General features: G+C 63.0%; 19 protein-coding genes. 6 read left to right on the top strand and 13 right to left on the bottom strand.

Annotated elements, in window-relative coordinates:
* Positions 1-8: 8 nt before the first annotated feature.
* From phnA to DY201_RS27405, 3 genes are all read right to left on the bottom strand, one after another.
* The gene (phnA, locus tag DY201_RS27415; RefSeq protein ID WP_115734484.1) at positions 9-1,265 is read right to left on the bottom strand and encodes a phosphonoacetate hydrolase; all 1,257 of its coding nucleotides are present in this window, start codon (positions 1,263-1,265) and stop codon (positions 9-11) included.
* Between the two features lie 28 nt (positions 1,266-1,293).
* Complete coding sequence (locus DY201_RS27410) at positions 1,294-2,514, bottom strand: 2-aminoethylphosphonate--pyruvate transaminase (RefSeq protein WP_115734483.1); 1,221 nt, start codon at positions 2,512-2,514, stop codon at positions 1,294-1,296.
* 125 nt (positions 2,515-2,639) lie between these two features.
* Entirely contained in the window at positions 2,640-4,307 is a 1,668-nt protein-coding gene (locus tag DY201_RS27405) for a Na/Pi cotransporter family protein (RefSeq protein ID WP_115734482.1), read from the bottom strand.
* 142 nt (positions 4,308-4,449) lie between these two features.
* On the opposite strand from DY201_RS27405, the gene DY201_RS27400 reads away from it, so the two are divergent.
* Together DY201_RS27400 and DY201_RS29220 are read left to right on the top strand one after the other, a co-directional pair.
* Complete coding sequence (locus tag DY201_RS27400; RefSeq protein WP_115734481.1) at positions 4,450-5,319, top strand: LysR substrate-binding domain-containing protein; 870 nt, start codon at positions 4,450-4,452, stop codon at positions 5,317-5,319.
* A gap of 190 nt (positions 5,320-5,509) precedes the next feature.
* Complete coding sequence (locus DY201_RS29220; RefSeq protein WP_165916032.1) at positions 5,510-5,677, top strand: hypothetical protein; 168 nt, start codon at positions 5,510-5,512, stop codon at positions 5,675-5,677.
* A gap of 24 nt (positions 5,678-5,701) precedes the next feature.
* Here the strand turns inward: DY201_RS29220 and DY201_RS27395 are convergent, their stop codons facing one another.
* A complete protein-coding gene (locus DY201_RS27395; RefSeq protein ID WP_115734480.1) occupies positions 5,702-6,082 on the bottom strand; it encodes a YciI family protein in 381 nt (126 codons plus the stop codon).
* A 113-nt stretch (positions 6,083-6,195) separates the two neighbouring features.
* A complete protein-coding gene (locus DY201_RS27390) occupies positions 6,196-7,107 on the bottom strand; it encodes a LysR family transcriptional regulator (protein WP_115734479.1) in 912 nt (303 codons plus the stop codon).
* Between the two features lie 135 nt (positions 7,108-7,242).
* On the opposite strand from DY201_RS27390, the gene gstA reads away from it, so the two are divergent.
* Both gstA and DY201_RS27380 read left to right on the top strand, forming a co-directional pair.
* Positions 7,243-7,872, top strand: coding sequence for a glutathione transferase GstA (gene gstA / locus DY201_RS27385; RefSeq protein ID WP_342635230.1), 630 nt, complete (start codon positions 7,243-7,245; stop codon positions 7,870-7,872).
* A gap of 2 nt (positions 7,873-7,874) precedes the next feature.
* On the top strand, positions 7,875-8,204 hold the full coding sequence (locus DY201_RS27380; protein WP_115734478.1) for a DMT family transporter: 330 nt from the start codon (positions 7,875-7,877) through the stop codon (positions 8,202-8,204).
* 46 nt (positions 8,205-8,250) lie between these two features.
* On the opposite strand, the gene DY201_RS27375 is transcribed toward DY201_RS27380, so the two are convergent.
* Positions 8,251-10,728 (bottom strand): GcvT family protein, encoded by a 2,478-nt coding sequence (locus DY201_RS27375; RefSeq protein ID WP_115734477.1) that lies wholly within the window; start codon positions 10,726-10,728, stop codon positions 8,251-8,253.
* A gap of 208 nt (positions 10,729-10,936) precedes the next feature.
* Here DY201_RS27375 and DY201_RS27370 point away from each other — a divergent pair, with 208 nt between their 5' ends.
* The gene (locus DY201_RS27370; protein WP_115734533.1) at positions 10,937-11,596 is read left to right on the top strand and encodes a dihydrofolate reductase family protein; all 660 of its coding nucleotides are present in this window, start codon (positions 10,937-10,939) and stop codon (positions 11,594-11,596) included.
* Positions 11,597-11,646: 50 nt separating this feature from the next.
* Here DY201_RS27370 and DY201_RS27365 read toward each other — a convergent pair whose 3' ends face one another.
* On the bottom strand, positions 11,647-12,429 hold the full coding sequence (locus DY201_RS27365) for a DeoR/GlpR family DNA-binding transcription regulator (RefSeq protein ID WP_115734476.1): 783 nt from the start codon (positions 12,427-12,429) through the stop codon (positions 11,647-11,649).
* A gap of 1,195 nt (positions 12,430-13,624) precedes the next feature.
* Positions 13,625-13,864 (bottom strand): TraC family protein, encoded by a 240-nt coding sequence (locus DY201_RS27355; protein ID WP_115734532.1) that lies wholly within the window; start codon positions 13,862-13,864, stop codon positions 13,625-13,627.
* Between the two features lie 255 nt (positions 13,865-14,119).
* Here DY201_RS27355 and traA point away from each other — a divergent pair, with 255 nt between their 5' ends.
* Positions 14,120-17,422: a Ti-type conjugative transfer relaxase TraA gene (gene traA / locus DY201_RS27350; RefSeq protein WP_115734475.1), complete on the top strand. Its 3,303-nt coding sequence runs from the start codon at positions 14,120-14,122 to the stop codon at positions 17,420-17,422.
* Positions 17,423-17,655: 233 nt separating this feature from the next.
* On the opposite strand, the gene DY201_RS27345 is transcribed toward traA, so the two are convergent.
* The 5 genes from DY201_RS27345 to DY201_RS27325 form a co-directional block, all read right to left on the bottom strand.
* On the bottom strand, positions 17,656-18,663 hold the full coding sequence (locus tag DY201_RS27345) for a succinylglutamate desuccinylase/aspartoacylase family protein (RefSeq protein ID WP_115734474.1): 1,008 nt from the start codon (positions 18,661-18,663) through the stop codon (positions 17,656-17,658).
* 12 nt (positions 18,664-18,675) lie between these two features.
* Positions 18,676-19,425 carry an amino acid ABC transporter ATP-binding protein gene (locus DY201_RS27340; RefSeq protein WP_115734137.1) on the bottom strand — a complete coding sequence of 250 codons (750 nt, stop codon included), beginning with the start codon at positions 19,423-19,425 and terminating at the stop codon, positions 18,676-18,678.
* Between the two features lie 89 nt (positions 19,426-19,514).
* Positions 19,515-20,174: an amino acid ABC transporter permease gene (locus DY201_RS27335; RefSeq protein WP_115734138.1), complete on the bottom strand. Its 660-nt coding sequence runs from the start codon at positions 20,172-20,174 to the stop codon at positions 19,515-19,517.
* Complete coding sequence (locus DY201_RS27330) at positions 20,164-20,823, bottom strand: amino acid ABC transporter permease (protein WP_115734139.1); 660 nt, start codon at positions 20,821-20,823, stop codon at positions 20,164-20,166. Before DY201_RS27330 ends, DY201_RS27335 begins: the two co-directional genes overlap by 11 nt.
* Entirely contained in the window at positions 20,820-21,707 is an 888-nt protein-coding gene (locus DY201_RS27325) for a transporter substrate-binding domain-containing protein (RefSeq protein WP_115734140.1), read from the bottom strand. Before DY201_RS27325 ends, DY201_RS27330 begins: the two co-directional genes overlap by 4 nt.
* Positions 21,708-21,800: the final 93 nt, after the last annotated feature.

The following is a 21,800-nucleotide window of genomic DNA, read 5'->3' as shown; positions in this document are numbered from 1 at the left end:
TCCTCCCTTCAGGCCAGCGCTGCCGCCATGGCGGCATAATAGAACGCATCGAAGTTGCGCAGAACCGGCTCATTGGGCAGCGTCGGCAGCTTGCGGTTGACGATGAACGGAACCGCCTGCTCAGTCAGGCCACCATGCGAGCGCAGCGGCTCGTTGAGCGCTGCCAGATCATGGCGATGCTCGCTGGTGCCGATGGTCTTGTTCTCAGTGGACACCAGAACGATGTCGCCGATGCGGTCGGAGGGCAATTCGAAGCGCTCGCAGGCGGTGGCATTGTCGATGACGACGTCGATGCCTTCGATGGACGCAAGGCGCTTCATGATGCCGGCCTGGTCAGCACCCTCGGGCAGGTAGGCGGTGGCAAACGAACCGAGCGCGCCGTGATGGACGACATAAGGATCGGTGATCGGCAGGATGACGCGCGCTGCGTCCTTGCCGAGCCACTCGTCGAGCAGGTCCTGGACATAGACCACGTCAGGGGTGCCGTCGGCCTTGTGCTTGGGCTTCATGCCATGGTCGGCGGTGATGACGATGGCAGCACCGAGCGCGTCGAGTTCGCCGAGATACTTGTCGAACATCTCGTAGAAGGCGTTGGCCTGCGGCACGCCGGGCGCATATTTGTGCTGCACGTAGTCGGTGGTGGTCAGGTACATCACGTCAGGCTTGAATTCCTTCAGCAGCTTGACGCCAGCGGCAAAGACGAACTCCGACAGTTCCGCCGAATAGACTTCCGGCACTGGCTTGCCGAGCCAGGCCGACGCATTGTCGATGCCGTGCTCGGCCTTGGTCGAGACATCGGACTTTTCCGACGAAAAGCAGATGGCGCGGCCTTCGTCGAACTTCAGGCCGCTGCCGAGCAGGGCGCGCAGCTTGTCCTTGGCGGTGACCACGGCAACGCGTGCGCCGGCATCGTAGAACGCCTGGAAGACGGTCGGCGCGCGCAGGAAGCGCGGGTCGTTCATCATCACTTCCTTGCCGGTCTCGCGCTCATAGAGATAGTTGCCGCAGATGCCATGCACGGCCGGCGGACGGCCGGTGGCGATCGACAGATTGTTGGGGTTGGTGAAGCTCGGGATGACGCTGTGGGCGGTGCGCTCGGTGCCCTTGGCGCGGATCTTCACCAGGTTCGGCATAAGGTCCGCCTTGATCGCTTCGTCGAGATAGGCAGGCTCGCAGCCGTCGAGGCAGATGGCAATCGCCGGCACGCGCGGCCATTCATAGTTGCGGCCGTTGGCGCTGACGTTGATCGTGGTCATCTTGTTCATTGGGGGGTCCTTTGTGATCTTCTTGTTGTCAGGCGGCGAGCTTGGCGCGCTCGGCGATGGCAGCTGCGGGGGGAGCAGCGGTATCGACGCCCATTTCGCGCAACGACTGGCCGGCAGCCTCGACCACCTTACGCATGACATGCTCATCCATCCGTCCGATGCACCCGACGCGGAAGCTGTCCACTACGGTCAGCTTGCCCGGATAGATGATGAAGCCCTTTTCCTTCATCAGCTCGTAGAAGCGGTCGAAGGAAAAATCCGGATGCGCCGGGTTGAAGAAGGTGACGATGATCGGCGACAGCCAGCGGTCCTTGAGCAGCGTTTCAAAGCCCAGTTCGCGCATGCCAGAAACCATGACGTCACGGTTTCTGGCGTAGCGGGCGCCGCGGCCGGCAACGCCGCCCTCGACCTCGTGCTGGCGCAGCGCTTCAAGGAAAGCCGCCACCACATGCGTCGGTGGGGTGTAGCGCCACTGGCCGGTCTTGTTCATGTGCGCCCACTGGGCATGCACGTCGAGGCTGAGCGAATGGCTGCGGCCCTTTGCGGCTTCGAGCTCACTCTTGCGGGCGATGATGAAGCCGAAGCCGGGTACGCCCTCGATGCATTTGTTGGCGGAAGACACCATGGCCTCGTAGCGCACGTCGCCGACTTCGAGCGGGATGGCACCAAAGGCGCTCATCGAGTCGACCAGGAACTTGCGGCCCTTGGCGTAGACGGTTTCGGAGATCTCGGCGACCGGGTTGAGGATGCCGGAGCTGGTCTCGCAGTGGACCAGGATGACATGGGTGATGGCAGGGTCGGCGTCGAGGGCTGCAGCCACCTCATCACCGCGCGGCGGCATGTAGTCGCCCTTGTCGATGGCGACGTGGTCGCGACCGAGATAGCCGAGCGTCTGGACGATACGCTGGCCGTAGGCGCCATTGACCAGCACCAGCGCCTTGCCGTCACGCGGCACGAACGAGCCGAGCATCGCCTCGACGGCGAAGCTGCCGCTGCCTTGCATCGGTACGCAATCGAACTCGCCGTTGCCGTCGCCGAGCATGGCGAGCAGACGCTGGCGCATCTCTGATGTCATCGCACGGAAGTCGCCGTCCCAGGAGCCCCAGTCGCGCAGCATCGCCTGCTTGACCGCATAGGAGGTGGTCAGCGGCCCGGGGGTGAGCAAATAGGGCTCGCCCAATGCCGGAGCAGGGAGGGGGGCCGGAGCGGGGAAGGTGGCCTGAGCCGCAAGCTTGTGTTCGGACAGCATTTTCGTCTCCTCGCCGTCATCCTGATATTGCCTATGGCTCACCTTGGAATCCCCTGATCCATATGTACAATCGTTATTTCGTATCCAATGATAAGCCTGAGTGATGATGCGCGCATGACAGCCGATCAGGCCGTCTTCGCCAGCCGGCTTTCGAGCAGGTCGCCGCTTTGAGTCAGGATCGGGTAAGCGACCGAGACCAGAAGCGAGTTGAACTCCTTCAGCGCCCGCACCGCTTCGAGGTGGATATCGCTGGTCTCGATGCTTTGCGGCGTACCCGACTGCAGGCGCTTGAGGTGGCGTTCGTGGCTGTCGCGCTCCAGCCTGCGCATGCGTTCCTTCTCGACCACCAGCTGGCGCGCCGCCTCGAGGTCGCCCGACACCAGAACGTTCATGGCGATCTGCATGTTGGCCAGCACCCGGTCATGCAGGGCCGTCAGTTCCGACCAGCCTTCCCTGGAGAAGCTCAGCCTCTTGTCGCTCTTCTCTTCGGCCAGAACCAGCAGGTTCTTGGCGATGATATCGCCGGCATGTTCGAGATTGATGGCGAGGTCGGTGAGTTCGATGCCGCGGCGCGCCTCGTCCTGGCTCATCGTGCCTCGATTGACCTCGGCGATGTAGAGTTTGATGTCGGTGTGGGCACGGTTGACCTCCTCGTCGAGCCGACGCAGCTGCGCCACGCGCGCCTTGTCGCCGCTCTCGAACAGCTCCATGACAGGCCGCAGCATGATCTCCACCGTCTCGGCCATGCGCAGCACCTCGCGCGTGGCACTGGCAAGCGCCACACTCGGCATCTTGATGACGGTGCGGTCGAGCGCGCTCTTGCGCCGCGACATCAGGTCGAACGCTTCCTCGCCCGCCGGTGCATCGGGTAGGATCAGCCGTGCCAGCTTTTCCATCGCCGCGGTGAAGGGCAGGCAAGCAACCAGCAGGGCAAGATTGAAGGCGAGGTGCATATTGACCACCTGCCGGGCCGCCGTTTCGCCGAACCAGGCCATCGGCAAGGTCTCTGCCTGCAGGCCAAGCAGGATGACGACCGCCGCCGTTGCCCGGAAGATCAGGTTGCCAAGCGGAATCCGCCTGGCTTCGATCGCCTGGCCACGCGTGAGCCCGACAGCGACGAGCCCGGCGCCGAGGTTGACGCCAAGGATCATCGGCAGCGCGACTTCGGCCGGCAACACGCCTTGCGCCGCCATCGACATGAACAGGAGTACGGACGCGACGCTGGAGTGGACCAGCCAGGTGAACAGGGCCGCTGCGCCAAAGGCTGTGACGGGATCGCTGCGTAAATAGTCGACGGCCATCGGCAGCAATGCGCTGTGGCGCATCGGGGCGGTTGCTTCGCCGACCATGCGCAGCGAGATCAGGATGAAGGCGATGCCGAGCAAAGTGCGCCCGGTCTGCTTGACGATGCGCGCCTCGACCTTGAGAAACATCGTGGCGCCCGCAAACAGCAGCAGCGGCACCAGCCAGGAGAGGTCGAAGGACAGCGCCTGCACCACCAATGCCGAGCCGACATCGGCGCCCAGCATCACGGCGAGCCCACCCGAGACTGATATCACGCCGGTGGCGGCGAAGCCGGCGGCCAGCACCGCGACCGCGGTGGCACTCTGCAGCATGACGGCGAGCACCGTGCCGGCCGCCGCCGCGCGAACGCGGCCCTTGGTTGCGCCGCGCAGCGCCTCGCGCAACAATGCGCCATGCGCGCGCTCGACGCCTGTGCGCACCATGTGCACGGCCCAGAGCAGAAGCATGATGGCGCCCGCCAGCTGCAGCAGGATGTACATAAAATGCATGGTGCCGTGCCTCCCGACGCGTGGCGCGCAAGGGTGGCGCCTGCCCTATCCTCGACATGGCTAGCCATAAATCAAATCGTTAGTTTCGATATTTCTATCGGCTCAGTTTATTGCTAGTGTACCCTGACGTCAGGGAGAAGGCATGCGCTACGTCCAGCTTCGAGCATTTCATTATGTCGCGGTCTGCGGCGGCTTTTCGCGCGCTGCCGAAACGTTGTTCCTCACTCAGCCGGCCATTTCCGATCAGGTGCGCAAGCTCGAGGAGGAATACGACGTCCTGCTGTTCAACCGTCACAAGAAGCAGGTGACACCGACGGTGGCCGGCCAGCAACTGCTCGAAATCACCCGCCGAATGTTCGACACCGAGCAACAGGCATTGGAGCTTTTGTCGGAATCCCGCGCGCTACGCTCCGGCACGCTGCGCATCGTGGCGGACGCCGCCCACCACCTGCTGCATATACTCGGTCAGTTCCGCCAGAAATATCCCGGCATCCAGGTCTCGGTCCGTGCCGGCAACACCGAGACGGTCATTTCCAGCCTCTACAGCTACGAGGCCGATATCGGCGTGCTTGGCGAAATCCCGACGAGCCGCGATTTCGAAGTGGTGAACCTCAACTCGACACCGATCGTGGCCTTCGTTTCCACCGATCATCCGCTCGCTCAGGCCAAGTCACTGTCGCTGCACGAACTGTCCCTGCTTCCGCTTGTCATGCGCGAGCGCGGCTCCAAGACCCGCGCCAAGCTGGAGGACCTCGCTTCGAAGGAAGGCTACGAGTTCAAGCCGGCGATAGAGGCGGAAGGCCGCGAGGCGGTGCGCGAAATCGTGGCCTCGGGCGCTGGCGTCGGCTTCGTGTCGGCCGCGGAGTTCGGCCAGGATGCGCGGCTGGTGCGGATACCCATCGCTGCACCAGAGATGCTGATGGACGAAGCGCTGATCTGCCTCAAGGAGCGCAGCGGCGGCAAGCTGGTGCGGGTCTTCCTCGACATCGCCCGGACGATGGCGACGGGGTGAAGCCATCGCTCGCGCTTGGCGCATTGGCATCGAAATTTTTTCTGGTGTGAAACAAGATTTCATGGTAGGAATCTTGTGACTTCGGATCAGATCGGCAATCGGCCGCCATCCGAACATTCGCAGACCTAAAGCAACCGAACCATGTGCTGAAACCTCCGGGCTTCAGACAGGCCGCTATTGGGCGATGGCTATGAAAACGGCATCAACCTTGCTTCAGCTTCTGGCCCTGTGCGCTTGCCTCGTCGCCCGTGTGCTTGGCGCGGGAGACCTGCAAATGCCGGGTGTGCGCCGTGCCCTGCAGACCATGGCGGGAGCCGGACGTCAGACGATCACCGAATGCCTGACAGCGCAGGCATGAGGCGGAGCCGGAGGAGAATGCCTGCTAACCGTCGTCGGCGGCGATCGCAGCGCCGGGAACATAGAGCATGATCGGCCGTATTTCATAGACTGCGGTCGGATTGGCGGAACGCAGCTCGCGTGCCGCGGCCACCGCGCCGTCCATGCTGGGATAGTCGACCACATATAGGCCGAGCAACTGCTCCTTGGTCTCGGCGAACGGACCGTCGGTGACCAGTCCCAGTCCCTTTCCCCTCAGAGTGACCGCGCTGTCGGCCGGCCCGAGGCGCGCCGCCGGCCCCAGATGCTTTTCGCTGACGAGACGATCATTGATCTCGAGCAGGTCCTCCATCAGCGCTGCGTCTTCTTCCTCGGTCCAGGATTCGACCACTCCCTCGGCGTGATACGCCAGGATGGCATAAAGCATGGCTGCTCCTCCCTTCGTTCCGCATCTCGCGTTCTGGCAAGCGAGCCATTGTTTGGTTCTGACTGCAAGTGCCAAAAGCAGCCAGGCCGCTGACCTACTAGCATGGCCATTGATCACAAGTGCCGCCTGCCTTCGAAAAGCTCCCGCTCGCGGACAAGTCCCTCGCCAACGACATCGAAAAACGCGCGAACACGGGCGGTGCCCTTGAGATCGGAATGGGTGACGATCCAGAGTTCGCCGGCGAGTTCCTCGATCGGCTCGGCCAACGCGCGAACGAGTCCCGGCTCGCCGTCACCGAGGTAGCAGGGTAGGAGCGCAAGCCCTATGCCGGCCCGTGCCGCCACCGACTGGTTGACTAGGCTGTTGGTGCGGTAGACGACATTGTCAGCCGGGACGTTCCGGTCCAGCCAGTCGGCAGCCATGATGCCGCCCACCGTCTCTTCCCAGCCGACCATTGCGCGACCGTCCAGTTTGTCGGGACATTCGATCATACCGCCATGGACATCGAGATAGTCCTGCGAAGCAAACAGGGTCCAGGCGACGCTTGAGAGTTTCCGGCCCCAGAGGTCGCCTTCTTTCGGCCTGATGGGCCGTAGCGCCACGTCGGCCTCGCGGCGCGACAGGCTGAGAATGCGGTTTTCGATGGCCAGCTCGACGACGATGCCGGGATGGACGGCGCGGAACGCGGCCAGATGCGTCGTCAACCTGCTATAGGCAAGCGTTTCCGACGAAGTGACGCGCAGCCGTCCGGATAGCCGGCCGTCGGCCCCGGCGATGTCGCGCGCCAGTGCCAGCGCTTCGTCCTCCATGCGCTCGGCCGCCGCCGCCATGCGCTCACCCGCCAGCGTCAGTTGGTAGATGCCGCCGGGCAGACGCTCGAACACCCGTACGGCCAAGCGCTGCTCGAGCGCGTTGAGCCGGCGAAAGACAGTCGAGTGGTCGATGCCGAGCAGCGGCGCTGCCAAGGTGAGGCTGCCGGCGCGGGCCACTGCCAGCACCAGCCTGAGTTCGTTCCAATCTTCCATTGGCGCTTTCTAGCATGGCGCAAGCTTGCAGTCATGCAAGCGCGATTGGCAAAGAACCAATGAGCGTTGCGAATGCGCAATCCCTAGATTTGTCCCTGGAAGCAACGACCACATGGTCAGAACCGAAGAGGACAGATGATGAAACTCTATTACGCCACCGGCACCTGCTCGCTCTCGCCCCACATCGTGGCGCTAGAAGCCGGCATCCCGCTCGACATCGAGCGCGTCGACATCATGCGGAAGCCGCATGTCACCGGCGCGGGACAAGACTTCACCAAGGTCAACCCGAACGCCTATGTGCCGGTGCTCCAACTCGACGACGGTTCGCTGCTGAGCGAGGGGGCAGCGATCGTGCAATATCTCGCCGACCTCAAGCCGGAAGCCAGGCTGGCACCGGCTGCCGGCACACGTGAGCGTTACCATCTGCAATCCTGGCTCAACTTCATCGCCACCGAACTGCACAAGATGTACAGCCCTTGGCTCTTCCATCCTGAATATGGCGCCCAGGCGCAGGAGGTGGCGCGCGGCAAGATCGCCGAACGGCTCGCTTATGTAGAAAGCCGTCTGGAGCGCAGCGGCTCTTACTTGATGGGCGAGACCTTCACCGCCGCCGACGCCTATCTCTTCACCATCGTCGGCTGGTCCGCCTACGCCAAAGTCGATCTCTCCACCTTCCCGAAGCTGCGCGCCTACGTGGACCGTGTCGGCGCGCGGCCCAAGGTGCGCGAGGCGATGTTGGCGGAAGGCATGAAGCTCGCGGCCTGACCATGGGCCAGGGACTTGCCTGGACGCTACTGGTGGTAGCGGGCGTGCTCGACGTCGCCTGGGCGGTGTCGATGAAATATGCCGAAGGCTACACCCGCCTCGGTTGGTCGATCATCTCGGTGCTGTTGCTGGCAGCCTTCGTCTACCTGCTTGGCAAGGTGCTGGAGGTTCTGCCCGTCGGCACCGCCTATGCGGTGTGGACCGGTCTTGGCGCAGCCGGCACCGTCATCATGGGCGTTGTGCTGTTTGGCGAGACGCTTGGGCCGTTGAAGCTTGGTGGCGTCATTGTCGTGCTTGCCGGCATCGCCATGCTGAAGCTGGCGGAAGCCTGACGCCAAAGAAAGGCCCCTCCCGCAAAGGGAGGGGTCCAGTGCTTGATCAGGCGGCTTCGCGCAGTTCCGCACTGTCGGCTTTGACGCGCTCGGATTTGGGATCGTAGGGGGCCTTGAGATGAGCCGTTGCCGTGTAGCGTTCGCCGGCAAGATCGATCTCGAAGCGGCCGGTTTCGATGAAGTCCTTGTCGACTCCGGCCTCGTTGTGCAGCAGGCCGAGCGCCACCGAGCGGCCGAGCGTGTGGCCGTAAGCAGCCGAGCGCACCTCGCCGACCGGCTTGCCGTCGCGCAGGATCAGCTCGCCGCCCCACAGCATCGGCGCTGCGTCGTCGAGCGTGAATTGCACGATGCGGCGGGTAAGCTTGCCCTTGGCCTTTGCCGCGACCAGCGCCTCCTTGCCGATGAAGCCGCCAGGCTTGTCCATCGACACGGCAAAGGCGAGGCCGGCCTCGTGGGGGTTGATGTCGGGGGTCAGCTCCCGGCTCCAGGCGCGGAAGCCCTTCTCGATACGCAGCGCTTCCAGCGCATAGTAGCCGCAATCGGCAAGGCCATGTTCGCGTCCCGCTTCGTGCAGCGCCTCGTAGACGCCGACGGCGAATTCAGTCGGCACGATCAGCTCCCAGCCAAGCTCACCGACATAGGTCATGCGGTTGGCGTAGGCGGTGGCGTAGCCGATGTCGATCTCGCGGATGGTGGCAAACGGGAAGCCGGCGTTGGAGAGATCCGCCGAGGTGAGCTTGGCGAGGATATCGCGCGAGCGTGGCCCCATCAGCGCCAGCACCGCATAGGACGAGGTTACGTCGGTCAACGTGACATGGGCGTCCTCGGGGATGTTCTTGGAAATCCAGTCGGCGTCGTGCACGGCTTGAGCCGAGCCGGTGACGATCAGGAATTTCTCGCGGCCGATGCGCATGACCGTCAGGTCACTCTCATAGCCGCCGCGCTCATTCAGCAGGCCGGTGTAGATGGAGCGGCCGATCTCGACGTCGATGTCGGCAGCACAGATGCGGTTGAGCACTGACGCTGCATCGCGGCCCTGCACCAAAATCTTGGCGAAGGAGGTCTGGTCGAAGATGCCTGATGCCTCGCGGGTGGCCTTCATCTCGCGCTTCACCGCCTCATGCCAGTTCTGCTTGCCGAAGGCGTATTGTGTCTCGGGCTTCTCACCTTGGGCGGCGAACCAGTTGGCGCGCTCCCAGCCCATCTTGGAGCCGAAGCAGGCGCCCTTCGCGGCAAGCCGGTCGTAGAGTGCTGAGCGGCGGAAGGGACGGGCGGTGTCGAGCTCGCGGTTCGGCCAGGGCATGGCGTAATGCAGGCCGAGCGTTTCCTTGACACGGTCGTGCAGCCAGCGCGGATTGTTGTTGAAGCCGGCAAAGCGCCTGATATCGACCGGCCACAGGTCCATGGTCGCTGCACCATTGACGATCCACTCGGCCAGCGCCCGGCCGGCGCCGCCGGCACTGGCGATGCCCATCGAATTGAAACCGGCGCCAACGTAGAAATTCTTCAGTTCCGGTGCCTCGCCGAGGATGAAGTTGTTGTCGGCGGTGAAGCTCTCGGGCCCGTTGTAGAATTTCTTGACCTCGGAGGTTTCCAGTTGCGGCACGCGCACCAATGCGTTCTGCATCAGGATCTCGAACTGGTCCCAGTCGTCGGGCAGAAGCGCGAACTCGAAATCGTCGGGAATGCCGTTCATGCCCCACGGCTTGGCCTCGGGTTCGAAACCGCCCATGACCAGGCCACCGACCTCTTCCTTGAAGTAGATATAACCGTCGGGGTCGCGCAGCACCGGCAGGTCGGGATGCACGCCCTCGATCTTGCCGGTGACGATGTACATGTGCTCGGCCGAGTGCAGCGGCACGGTCACCCCGCACATCGCGCCGACCTTGCGCGCCCACTGTCCGGCGCAGTTGACGACGATCTCGGCCGCGATGTTGCCCTTGTCGGTCTCGACGCCGCAGGCCTTGCCGTCCTTGACGGTGATGCCGATTACGCGGACACGTTCGATGACACGCGCGCCGCGGTTGCGCGCGCCCTTGGCCAGCGACTGGGTCAGGTCGGTCGGGTTGGCCTTGCCGTCGCCCGGCAGCCAGACGGCGCCGGCGAGGTCGTCAATGGCCATGACCGGCCACAGGTCCTGCGCCTCCTTGGCCGAAATCACTTCAATGTCGACACCTTGCGCGCGGGCCGACGCCGCGGTGCGCTTCAATACCGTCATGCGGTCAGCACTGCGCGCCACCGACAGAGAGCCGCAGTTCTTCCAGCCCGTGGCGAGACCCGTCTCGGCCTCGAGCTCGCTGTAAAGCTGGGTCGAGTATTTGATCAGGCTGGTCATGTTGGCATGGCTGCGCAACTGCCCGACGAGGCCCGCCGCATGCCAGGTGGTGCCGCCGCTGAGCTGGCCCTGCTCGAGCAACACGACGTCGGTCCAGCCGAGTTTTGTCAGATGATAAGCGACCGAGCAGCCGATGATGCCGCCGCCGACGATGACGACGCGTGCCTGCGTCGGGAATTCCTGCGCCATGATGATGAGACCTCCCAAAGGTGATAACGTCACCATATCGCTGTTGCAACAAAATGCAACATTAAATGCAACAAACAGCCACATTGCGTTTGGTGGCTCGGGAAAGGCGGACGCTGTGGCCATCAATTTTTCCGCAGTGGTGTCGGAACGTGACACGTTCGAACGTCTTCAAGACGTAGAGCCGGCTGGGGCGATGAAGGAGAGCGACATGAGAAAGATCATTGTGGGTGCGTTCATGAGCCTGGACGGCATCATGCAGGCGCCGGGCGGGCCCGATGAGGATCCGATCGGCGGCTTCAAATTTGGTGGCTGGGCCGCGCCCTATTTCGACGAAACGATGACCGAGGGGGTGGGCGAGATGTTCGCCAAGCCGTTCGATCTGCTGCTCGGGCGCAAGACTTGGGACATCTTTGCCGCGCACTGGCCCTATGTCGATGCCGACGACCCCATCGGCCCGCTGTTCGACCGCATCAACAAGTATGTGGCGACCCGCAATCCGGACCTGAAACTCGGCTGGCAGAACAGCCATTCGCTCGGTCCCGACGCGGTCGCTGCCTTGCGCAAGCTGAAATCAGAGGACGGGCCGGACCTGTTGACCCAGGGTTCGACGGATTTCCTGAAGACCCTGCTCGCCGCCGACCTCGTCGACGAACTCAACATCTCGATTTTCCCGCTGTTGCTGGGCAAGGGCAAGCGCCTGTTCGGCGATGCCGTCATGCCTTCGAAACTGAAGCTGGTGTCTTCGAAGGCTTCCGGCACCGGCGTGACGATCAACAAGTACGTCCGTGACGGCGACATTGTTACCGGCTCGTTCGAGTTCGAGACCCCGACCGACGCGGAACTGGAGCGGCGGCGGAAGCTGACCTGATCGTCAGGCAGGGCCAGCGGAGCGGCAGTCTTGCTGCTCCGCCATGTCAGCTATTCGCCGACTATCACCTTCGGTCCCTTCCGCTCCAGCGCCTCTACCATCGCTGCAGGGGGAGGGGCGTCGACGATGATACCGGCAGCGAGTTCGAAACGCTGGATGCGCAGCGGCGTCAGCCGGCCGAACTTGGAGCTGTCGAGCACGAAGTAGGCGCGGGCGGCGGTGGCCGCCATGCGCGAGCGCTGTTCGGCACCGTTCCGGGTGAAGTCTGTGATCTCGCCGTCTGGCGACAGCGCACCGCCACCCAGGAAGGCGACATCGATGCGGAAGCGGCCGGCAGCGTCGAGCGCGTCGATGCCGACCGCGGCTTCCTCTGACGGGTCGATCTCGCCGCCCAGCATGTGCACGCGCACATGCGGCTGGCGGCACATATGCAGCGCGATCGTAAGGCTGGTGGTGCAGATGGTCAGATTCTGCTTGCCTGCGAGTGCATGGGCCACGGCAAGCGTGGTGGTGCCGGAATCGAGGAACACGACCATGCCGTCCTCGACCAGTGCGGCTGCGGCCCGGCCGATGGCTGCCTTGCCGCCGGCATTCTCCTGGCTGCGCAAGGTGAGCGCTGGTTCGGTCGCTTCGAACAAGGTCGCGCCGCCATGGACGAGGTCAAGCTGGCCGCGCTCGGCGAGGTGTTTCATGTCGCGGCGGATGGTCTCGCGCGAGACGTCGAAAAAGGCGGCAAGCTCAGTGATGCCGACCGAGCCGTCGGCGGCGAGCCGCCTCAGGATCTCGTCGTGGCGCCGCGGCGCGAGCGCCTTGTGGTTCTGCGAGTCGGACATGACGCCAATGTGGCGGCATAGCAGTCACATTGGCAAGCAGATGTTGCAATATGTGGCATACGGAGCCTGTCGCCACATCAGATCCGGACGCGTTCCCCCCCGGGATCGTAAACACAGCGCTCGACGACCGTTGCTCGGCTGCGGCATTCGAAGGCTTCGACCTCGATCTCCTTCAGCGCCATGTCGTCGCCCTTGAGATAGCCGAAGACCAGCGATGCGCCTGTCGTGTGGTCGTTGGATTTTGGACCTGCGTTGACAGTCTGCTGAACGGTGTAAGACCGCGGACGGCGGCCCTATTGGTGGGCTTTCTGCGGTGCTTGAGACCGCTCTCAGAGAGGAAGCGACATCTCTCCCCGTGACGCGGGCGATCGCGCGTCGAGCGGCGGGCGTTCCGGAAGCGGAAGGGTTCGTCGCCCGTCAAGTCAGCGTGCGATGATAAATGACATCGGCCTACTGGCCGCAGCGCCCTTCCTTCCCTGTCCCGACAGCCGGGTCCTTTAGCGGGCTCGATGGGGCATGTCTGACCGGAGAGCGGCTTCGCCTCGATCGTTGTCCCGCAACGGCAGGCGCAACTTCTTCCCCAGCGAACTGCGTTCGTTCCTCGCGCCCCAAGAAAGCCGCCTCCTGCCGCCCTCCATTCCGGCCGAGCTCGGCCCCGCTCACAAGGCGGGGCCACAGCTCTGGTCCTTGAGGCGTCAGCCTCCGGCAGGCCGCATGGCGCCCGGTAGCCCCGCCGCTTCTTCACCGTCTCTAGACGCTGTAGAGCGTAGGTTTCGTCGAAGGTTTCGATCATGGCTTGTCCGTTGGTGCCGATGCGACCTCAGTTGCGAATGACCGATACGCCGCCAAACAAGGTCGGCCGGAGGGTGAGGCCGTAAAACGGGCACAAGTTCAAAGTCCGGTAGACGCGGTGGGGGGAAGAAGCTGAAGTGCGGAGGCGAGAAAGGCGTCGGCCTAGGCAGATGTCTGTATCGGTGGGTCGGTCCTCACCCAAGGCGCTACAGTAACAGTTTCCTCCTCCTTCGTGCCGCCCAAATGACCGATCCAGTCGAGGGCGTTGGGGTCGGTAGCGGGTCAATGGTGGTCGAGCACGGCCGGCTTTGCCGCGATGCGCGATCATCATCGGTGCGAACTTGGAGGACGGATCAAGCACGACTAGGCCGCCGCCCCGTTTGAGCGCGGTCGGGATCTTCACCTACGTGGTCTTGAAGCCACCCGAGACGGCAAAGACGACACCATTGGACGAACCTAAGGAGCGGTCGAAACAGGAGGAATAGTGAGCTGCCAGCAACTCGGTATCTTCGATCTCGATCTCACCGAGCCCGGCCCTGAGTGCTAACCGGCCAATGCGCTCTGCCTCCCGCGTTTCAGCTTGCCTTAGTTGCTCCTGCAGGCGGGCGATCTCTTCTCTGATCTTCGATGATGGCCTTTTCATTCCGGTAGCCTCTTCCCTTGTCTGGATTGAGCGAAGCGCCAGGTCAGGATCAACGGGGAGGGTGCGCAGCGCATCCCCGTTTATTGCGCAGTCGGCGAAACCGACGCGATGCAAGATGATCCCGCCGTTCGAAAGAAGCGGCCAAGGGCGCAATTATACGTCGCTGACGCGACGCCTTGCTCAACGGCCTGTCCAGCCAGTCGCTCCTGACCGAACGCACGAGTGTCCGTTCGCTGTCCAGGAGCAATCTCTGCCGTGGCTGTCCCCCACTTCTCCGTCAGCATCGTCAGCCGCGGTGACGGCCGCAGCGCAGTGCTGTCGGCTGCCTATCGGCATTGCGCCAAGATGGAGTACGAACGCGAAGCGCGCTCGGTCGACTACACACGCAAAAAGGGCCTGCTCCATGAGGCGTTTTCGGTGCCGCCCGATGCACCGCAATGGCTGCGCAGCCTGATTGCCGACTGCTCGGTGGCAGGTGCCTCGGAAGCCTTCTGGAACAAGGTCGAAGCTTTCGAGAAACGCTCGGATGCCCAGCTTGCCAAAGACATCACCATCGCCTTGCCGTTGGAGCTGTCAGCCGAGCAGAACATCGCCCTCGTCCGTGATTTCGTCGAACGGCACATCCTCGCCAAAGGCATAGTCGCGGACTGGGTCTATCATGATGCGCCTGACAACCCGCATGTCCATCTGATGATGACCCTGCGGCCGCTGACCGAGGACGGTTTTGGTCCCAAGAAGGTTGCCGTCATTGGTCAGAACGGCGAGGTCTTGCGTAACGCCGCCGGCAAGATCGTCTATGAGCTATGGGCCGGCGGCATGGACGACTTCACGGCCCTTCGCGATGCCTGGTTCGAGATCCAGAACCAGCATCTGGCGCTTGGCGGGATCGATCTCCGTGTCGATGGCCGCTCTTATGCCGAGCGTGGCATCGACCTCGTGCCAACCACCCATATCGGTGTTGGCGCCAAGGCGATCCAGCGCAAGTCAGCGCGTGAAGGCCATGAGATGTCGCTCGAGCGGATCGAGCTGCTCGAGGCGAGGCGCAAGGAGAATGCGAGCCGGATCCTGAAGCGACCCGAGATCGTGCTCGATATCGTCTCCTCGGAGAAAAGCGTCTTCGATGAGCGCGACATCGCAAAGATCCTGCATCGTTACGTCGACAATGCCGTCACGTTCCAGCAGCTGATGGTGCGCATTCTGCAGAGCCCGGAGGCGCTGCGTATAGAGTGCGAAGGCATCGACCTTGCGACGGGAGCAAGGATCCGTTCCCGCTACACGACGCGTGAACTGATCCGCATCGAAGCCAAGATGGCGAAGCAATCGCTGTGGCTGTCACAGCGCACAACGCATGGCGTCCGGCAGAAGGTGCTGGACAGTGTGCTGGCGCGTCATTCGCAGCTGTCGCAGGAGCAGCGTGTCGCCATCGAACATGTGGTGGACGAGGCACGCATTGCGGCCGTCGTCGGTCGCGCCGGTGCAGGCAAGACCACGATGATGAAGGCAGCACGTGAGGCCTGGGAACTGGCGGGTTATCGTGTTGTCGGTGCTGCCCTTGCCGGCAAAGCGGCGGAAGGCCTCGAGAAGGAAGCAGGCATTGTCAGCCGCACGCTTTCGGCTTGGGAGCTGCGCTGGAAGCAGGGCAGGGACATGCTCGACGAACGGACAGTGTTTGTTGTCGACGAGGCGGGCATGGTCGCCTCAAAGCAGATGGCACTGATCGTTGAAGCAGCAACCCTGGCAGGTGCAAAGCTGGTGCTGGTCGGCGATCCCGAGCAACTCCAGCCGATTGAAGCAGGGGCTGCGTTTCGTGCAATCGTTGACCGCATCGGCTACGCTGAACTCGAGACCATCTACCGCCAGCACGAAGAGTGGATGAGAGCCGCTTCTCTCGATCTGGCGCGCGGCCGGGTCGCACAGGCGATTGGGGCTTATGGTGAGCACGGCAGAGTGCGTGGGTCAGAGCTCAAGGCGCAGGCGATCGCCAGTCTCATCGCCGATTGGAACAGTGACTACGATCCGACCAAGACTACACTCATCCTGGCCCATCTTAGGCGCGACGTGCGCGAGCTCAACAGCCTGGCGCGTGAGAAGCTCGTCGAGCGCGGATTCGTCGGCGTGGGACATGACTTCCGCACCGATGACGGCCTTCGTCGGTTCGACGCTGGCGACCAGATCGTCTTCCTCAAAAACGAGACGTCGCTCGGGGTGAAGAACGGCATGATTGGGCGTGTCGTCGAGGCGGCACCAAACCGGATCGTTGCGGCCATCGGCGAGGGTGAGCATCGCCGGCTGGTCAAAGTCGAGCAGCGCTTCTACCCCAACATCGATCATGGCTATGCGACCACGATCCACAAGTCTCAGGGTGCTACCGTCGACCGGGTCAAGGTGCTGGCTTCGCTGTCACTGGATCGGCACCTGACCTATGTCGCAATGACCCGGCACCGGGAGGACATGGCGCTCTATTACGGGCGTCGTTCTTTCGCAAAGGCGGGCGGGCTCGATGAGGTTCTGTCGCGAACGAACGCCAAGGAAACCACGCTCGATTATGAGCGTGGCACACTCTACCGGCAGGCACTGCGCTTTGCCGAGAACCGTGGGCTGCACATATCGCGTGTTGCCCGTACGCTCGTTCGCGACCGGCTCGACTGGGTGCTGCGCCAGAAGGAGCGGCTTGCCGATCTGGCGCAACGGTTCCGTGTCCACACCGAGCGCCTTGGCCTGTTGCAAAGCCCGACAACGCAAATCCGATACGAGGCCGAACCCATGGTCGCCGGTGTCACGCTGTTTGCCAGGTCGCTGGCTGATGTCGTCGAGGAAAGGCTTCTCGCCGATCCGGCCCTTACCAAGCAGTGGGAGGAGATGTCGATGCGCTTGCGCTATGTCTTCGCCGATGCGGAGGCCGCCTTCCGGGCGATGGACTTCAACACACTTCTAACCGAGCCGACGGCCGCGCGCCAGACGCTCGATCGGCTGGTTAGCGAGCCAGCATCGCTCGGAGCATTGAAAGGGCGGACGGGTCTTCTCGCGTCAAAAACTGACAAGGAGGCGCGCCGTGTTGCCGAGGTCAATGTGCCGGCACTGAAGCGCGACATCGAGCGTTATCTCAAGCTGCGCCAGCTTGCTGCCGAGAGGATCGGGGCGGAGGAGCAGGCGCTGCGACATCGAGCTTCGATCGACATCCCGGCGCTGTCGCTGACTGCGAGGTCCGTACTCGAAAGGATCCGCGTGGCGATCGACCGCAACGATCTGCCAGCTGCTCTCGCCCACATCGTCGACAATCGTGAGGTGAGGCTGGAGATCGACGGCTTCAACCGTGCCATAGCTGAACGCTTCGGCGAGCGGACATTGCTTACCAACGCAGCCCGCGAGCCCTCGGGCACTCTCTTCGACAAGGCCGCGGAGGGTCTTCGACCTCTCGAGCGCGAGAAGCTCCGTCAGGCCTGGCCTGTGATGCGCGCGGCCCAGCAGATCGCTGCCCGTGAGCGCACAGTGCTGACATTGAAGGAGAACGAGCAGCTGCGAATGGCACAGCGCGAGGGCTTGGCATGGAAGCTATGAGACACGGGCGCACCAAGAGTGTGGTTGCTAGCGGGGCAGATGCGGAGGCCTGCGACGATGATCATCGAGTTGAAATCGTCGCCAACCCGCGTGGCGCCTCGGGTCACGCACGCCCTTGCCGGGTAGTCCCTTTGATAACGTTCGAGCCGAGGTCGCGTACGTCTGTGTGACGAAAGCCGGTGATATGGTCCTGCGCGTCGAAGGGGTACGCAATGTTGGTAGTCCATGAGGGATTAGGCTACGTCCACCACAAGCTTGAACAGGCAATCTCCAGGCTCGGTTAGTGCGGGAGCCCGTTGGCAGGCAACGAGACCGGACTGTGCGAACTGTACCGATCTGGCAGGCTCGGACGGCCCAGCAATCGGGTGGATTGTGCCGGCAATATCTCCAGCTTGAACCTCGTCTCCCACGGTCACGGCCGGCTCGAATATCCCCCTGACCGGCGCATAGGTGAAGGCCTGCCTGCCATCGACCCGCATGGATCGTGTCGGCCCTGCCGGCTCGACGATGGCGTCGGGCAGGATGCCCAGATGTTTCAGCACACGCAGCACCCCGTCTCGGGCGAGGGTTTCGCCCGCTTGTGACAGTGACGCCCCGCCACCCAGTTCGGTGGTCAAGGCCGGAATGCCGAGCGACTGGGCTGTCGCCGACAGTGTGGTGGCGCCACCGCCGCCCGAACCGTCGCTGATCGAGCCGATGGGAGCGCCGAAGACATGCATCAGTTCGACGAGCCGTGCCGTCTCGGCTGTGGTCTTGCCCACGCGGATCAGGCAGCAGGGGAGATAGAGCAACGAGGTGCCACCGGAATGCAGGTCGATGACGATATCGGCGAGCGGCAGCAGCACCTCTGAGACATAATGGGCGATCATGTCAGTCGGTGAGCCATTGGCGTCGCCGGGAAACATCCGGTTGAGATTGCCCTGATCGAGCGGCGAAACGCGCCTGCCTGCGTCGACCGCGGGATAGTTCAATGCCGGCAGGATGATGATGCGGCCGCGGAGCTCGTTTGCATCGAACTGCCGGGCGAGCTTGCTGAGCGCCACCTGGCCCTCATACTCATCGCCATGATTGCCGGCGACCAGCAGTGCGGTTGGCCCGGCACCATTCCTGATGCAGACGATCGGGATGGGGATAGTGCCATAGGCCGAACGATCGCTTGAGAACGGCAAACGCAGGCAGGAGATTTGCTTGCCGTCCTTGTCAAAATCGATGTCCGTCCAGATGCGTGTGTCGTTCGCCACCGATCCGTCCTCTCAATGCAGCAGCGTGTTGAGGAAGGACTGGGCGCGGGGATGACTGGGCGTCGAAAAGAACGTCATCGGCGAGGCCTGTTCGACAATGCTGCCCTGATCCATGAATACGACCTGGTCGGCAACCTCGCGGGCAAAGCCCATCTCATGGGTGACGCAGATCATCGTCATGCCTTCCTGGGCCAGCCCGGTCATGACATCGAGCACCTCCTTGACCATTTCGGGATCGAGCGCGGACGTTGGCTCGTCGAACAGCATCAGGCGCGGGTTCATGCACAGCGCGCGCGCAATCGCCACCCGCTGCTGCTGTCCACCTGACAATTGTGCGGGGTATTTGTCGGCCTGTTCGGGAATGCGGACCTTTTCCAGAAAATGCCGTGCCAGGCTCTCAGCCTCCTTGCGCGGCATGGAAAGAACTCGGCGCAGCGCAAGCGTGCAGTTCGACAACACAGTCAGATGCGGAAACAGGTTGAAGCTCTGGAACACCATGCCGGTCTGGCGACGGGCGAGGGCCGTCTCCCTGGCATTGTCGCCCAGCCGGACCGTGCCCAGTGTCACGGTTCCCTGCTGGTAGGCTTCAAGCCCGTTGAGGCAGCGGATCAAGGTCGACTTGCCCGAACCGGAGGGTCCGCAGATCACGACGCGGGAACCGCTTGGGATGGTGAGGTTGACCTCCTTCAACACATGGAAGGCGCCATACCACTTGTTGAGCGAGGTGATCTGGACGGCTGGTTTGTCGTCTGTGAGGGTCATGAAGCATCTCTATAACAGCTCGAAGATAGCGAGCTAAGTGTCTGGATTTGTGAGGGTGGGATCAGCCGTTGAGGTAAGCGGCCGGCCGCCTACCTCGCTGTCGGCCGAAGCAGCCTGTGTTCCAGCCGTTTGATGGCTTGCGAGATGACGAGCGCGAGACCGAGGAAGATGAGGCCGGCGACCGTCAGCGGCTCGGCATAGCGGTAGGTCTCGGAAGCAACGTCGAAGGCACGGCCGAGCATCTCCGGCACCGCAAGCACGGCCAGATAGGGCGTCGCCTTGAGGATGGAGACGAAGTAATTGCCCATGGGTGCTGCAATGTTGCGCAGCATCTGCGGCGCGATGACAAAGATGGTCATATCCATCCTGCCGATCCCAAGCGCCCTTGCGGCTTCCGCCTGGCCGTTGGGGATGGCATCGATGCCGGCCTTGAACACCTCGGCGAGATAACCGCTGTAATAGAGGCTGAGCCCGATCATGCCTGTGGCAAGCGCACCAAGGCGAATGCCGTAAAAGGGCAGAATGAAATACAGGCAGTAGAGCCAGACCAGCACTGGTGTCGCCCTGATGAAGTCGATCAGGAAGCGGACGAACAGCCCTCCCAGCCCGCCCGAGCGGCGGATGAGTTCAAGGCCAAAGCCGATTGCCGAGGCGCCAACGCAGCTGACTGCTGCCACCAGCAGCGTCATGCCGATGGCGCCAAGGATGGTCGGCACAGTCGACAGCGCAAAGGCCACATCAAACGCCACAACGCGCCTCCCTTGCCGGGTTGATGCGTCGTTCCACCCAGCGGCCGAACAGTGCGACCGGATAGCAGACGATGAAATAGGCGAGCAGCAGCGAGCTGTAGATCGGCACCGGGTCATACTCGATCTGCGAGATCTCCTTGGCGCGGAAGGTCATGTCGGTCAGCGTCACCAGCGAGACAAGCGATGTCGCCTTCACCAGCTGGATGAGCTGGTTGATGAAGGTCGGGCTCATCGCCACCAGCGCCTGCGGCAGTTCGATGCGCAACAGGATGGTGGACCGCGATAGCCCCAGTGCCTGGCCAGCTTCTTTCTGGCCACGGTCCAATGCCTGCAGGCCGGCTCTCACCGCCTGGCTGGCATAACCGCCAATGTTGAGCCCCAGCACCATGGCACTGACCGTCATTGCCGACAGCGCCAGTCCGGCCAGGGGCAAGGCGTAATAGAACACGAAGAGCAGGATGATGACGGCGGAGCTGCGCCAGAACTCGATGACCGACGTCACCACGAACCGTGCCGGGCCCGTGGTCATGTATTGGGCAACTCCAAAGATGAGGCCGAAGGGGATGGCAAAGACCAGGCCATAGAGCGTCACCAAAGCGGTGACGCGAAAGCCCTGCAGGATGCCGAGCCAGATCTCGAGCATGGTCATTTGCCGGCACCAGCCGTGCCGCAGAGCTTCTCGACGGTGACGGTATCAGGCACGACCTCGGTCTCGCCAAAGCCATATCTGGCCATGACCTTGCCAACCGTGCCGTCCTTTGTCAGTGCCAGAAGCCTTTCATCCCACAGTGCCCGCAAATCCCCGTCTTCGCTGCGGAAGGCGACAGCGGCATAGGTGGCCTGCTCGTCTGTCGTGACGAAGGGGCTGGCACTCTCCAGGCCCTTCAGCTTGCCGCTGGCCAGCAGCCCGATCACGGTTGGCGATGACAGCACCGTCACATCGATGCGGCCGGCGCGCAGGGCCGAGATGTTGGCCTCGATGTCGGGGAACAGCAGCATGTTGCTTTCCGGCACGCCGGCTACGGTCGCATTCCTGACCGACACGCTGCCGCGGCCGGCACCCATGATGATCTTCTGGCTGACGATATCGTCAAAGCCATGGATCTGTTTTGGATTACCAGTGAGCACGATGGCTGCGTCGTGGACCTTGAGATCGGGTGCGCCGAAGGCAACCTGCCGGCAGCGCTCCGGCGTGATGGACAGACCCGACGCCACCGCATCGAAGCGGCCCGCCAGCAGCCCCGGGATCAGGGCGCCGAACTCGGTGACCCTGATGTCGAGCTCCTTGACGCCAAGTTCAGAGAAGGCTGCCCGCAACAGGTCCGGGTGCCATCCCTTGGCCTCGCCGGTGGCTTCATCGCGAAAGCCCCATGGTGTCCGGTTGTGAATGCCGATGACGATCTTGCCCTCGCGCAGCACACGCTCCTTAGTCGTCTCGGCTAAGGCCGGACCACCCGGCAAGGCAACGATCAGCGCAAGCAAACCGCCCCACATGAATGCAAGCCGCAGGCTCACAGAACTTCTGAAGGTCATTCTCTCTCTCCCATTGTTGTAAAAGGTGCCTGCCCAGCCGCGGCTCCAGGGCACGCCTGATGCGTGGCCGCGCGTGGCATCGCAATCCCGCCT

The organism is Aminobacter aminovorans (assembly GCF_900445235.1).
GTDB lineage: Bacteria > Pseudomonadota > Alphaproteobacteria > Rhizobiales > Rhizobiaceae > Aminobacter > Aminobacter aminovorans.
The sequence above is the reverse complement of the archived record's forward strand: the minus strand, read 5'-3'. Positions and strand labels throughout refer to the sequence as shown.

Excerpts from the sequence above, each read along its gene's own strand:
- phnA (WP_115734484.1), bottom strand. The coding sequence starts at position 1,265 with ATGAACAAGATGACCACGATCAACGTCAGCGCCAACGGCCGCAACTAT.
- DY201_RS27410 (WP_115734483.1), bottom strand. The coding sequence starts at position 2,514 with ATGCTGTCCGAACACAAGCTTGCGGCTCAGGCCACCTTCCCCGCTCCG.
- DY201_RS27405 (WP_115734482.1), bottom strand. The coding sequence starts at position 4,307 with ATGCATTTTATGTACATCCTGCTGCAGCTGGCGGGCGCCATCATGCTT.
- DY201_RS27400 (WP_115734481.1), top strand. The coding sequence starts at position 4,450 with ATGCGCTACGTCCAGCTTCGAGCATTTCATTATGTCGCGGTCTGCGGC.
- DY201_RS29220 (WP_165916032.1), top strand. The coding sequence starts at position 5,510 with ATGAAAACGGCATCAACCTTGCTTCAGCTTCTGGCCCTGTGCGCTTGC.
- DY201_RS27395 (WP_115734480.1), bottom strand. The coding sequence starts at position 6,082 with ATGCTTTATGCCATCCTGGCGTATCACGCCGAGGGAGTGGTCGAATCC.
- DY201_RS27390 (WP_115734479.1), bottom strand. The coding sequence starts at position 7,107 with ATGGAAGATTGGAACGAACTCAGGCTGGTGCTGGCAGTGGCCCGCGCC.
- gstA (WP_342635230.1), top strand. The coding sequence starts at position 7,243 with ATGATGAAACTCTATTACGCCACCGGCACCTGCTCGCTCTCGCCCCAC.
- DY201_RS27380 (WP_115734478.1), top strand. The coding sequence starts at position 7,875 with ATGGGCCAGGGACTTGCCTGGACGCTACTGGTGGTAGCGGGCGTGCTC.
- DY201_RS27375 (WP_115734477.1), bottom strand. The coding sequence starts at position 10,728 with ATGGCGCAGGAATTCCCGACGCAGGCACGCGTCGTCATCGTCGGCGGC.
- DY201_RS27370 (WP_115734533.1), top strand. The coding sequence starts at position 10,937 with ATGAGAAAGATCATTGTGGGTGCGTTCATGAGCCTGGACGGCATCATG.
- DY201_RS27365 (WP_115734476.1), bottom strand. The coding sequence starts at position 12,429 with ATGTCCGACTCGCAGAACCACAAGGCGCTCGCGCCGCGGCGCCACGAC.
- DY201_RS27355 (WP_115734532.1), bottom strand. The coding sequence starts at position 13,864 with ATGAAAAGGCCATCATCGAAGATCAGAGAAGAGATCGCCCGCCTGCAG.
- DY201_RS27340 (WP_115734137.1), bottom strand. The coding sequence starts at position 19,425 with ATGACCCTCACAGACGACAAACCAGCCGTCCAGATCACCTCGCTCAAC.
- DY201_RS27330 (WP_115734139.1), bottom strand. The coding sequence starts at position 20,823 with ATGACCATGCTCGAGATCTGGCTCGGCATCCTGCAGGGCTTTCGCGTC.
- DY201_RS27325 (WP_115734140.1), bottom strand. The coding sequence starts at position 21,707 with ATGACCTTCAGAAGTTCTGTGAGCCTGCGGCTTGCATTCATGTGGGGC.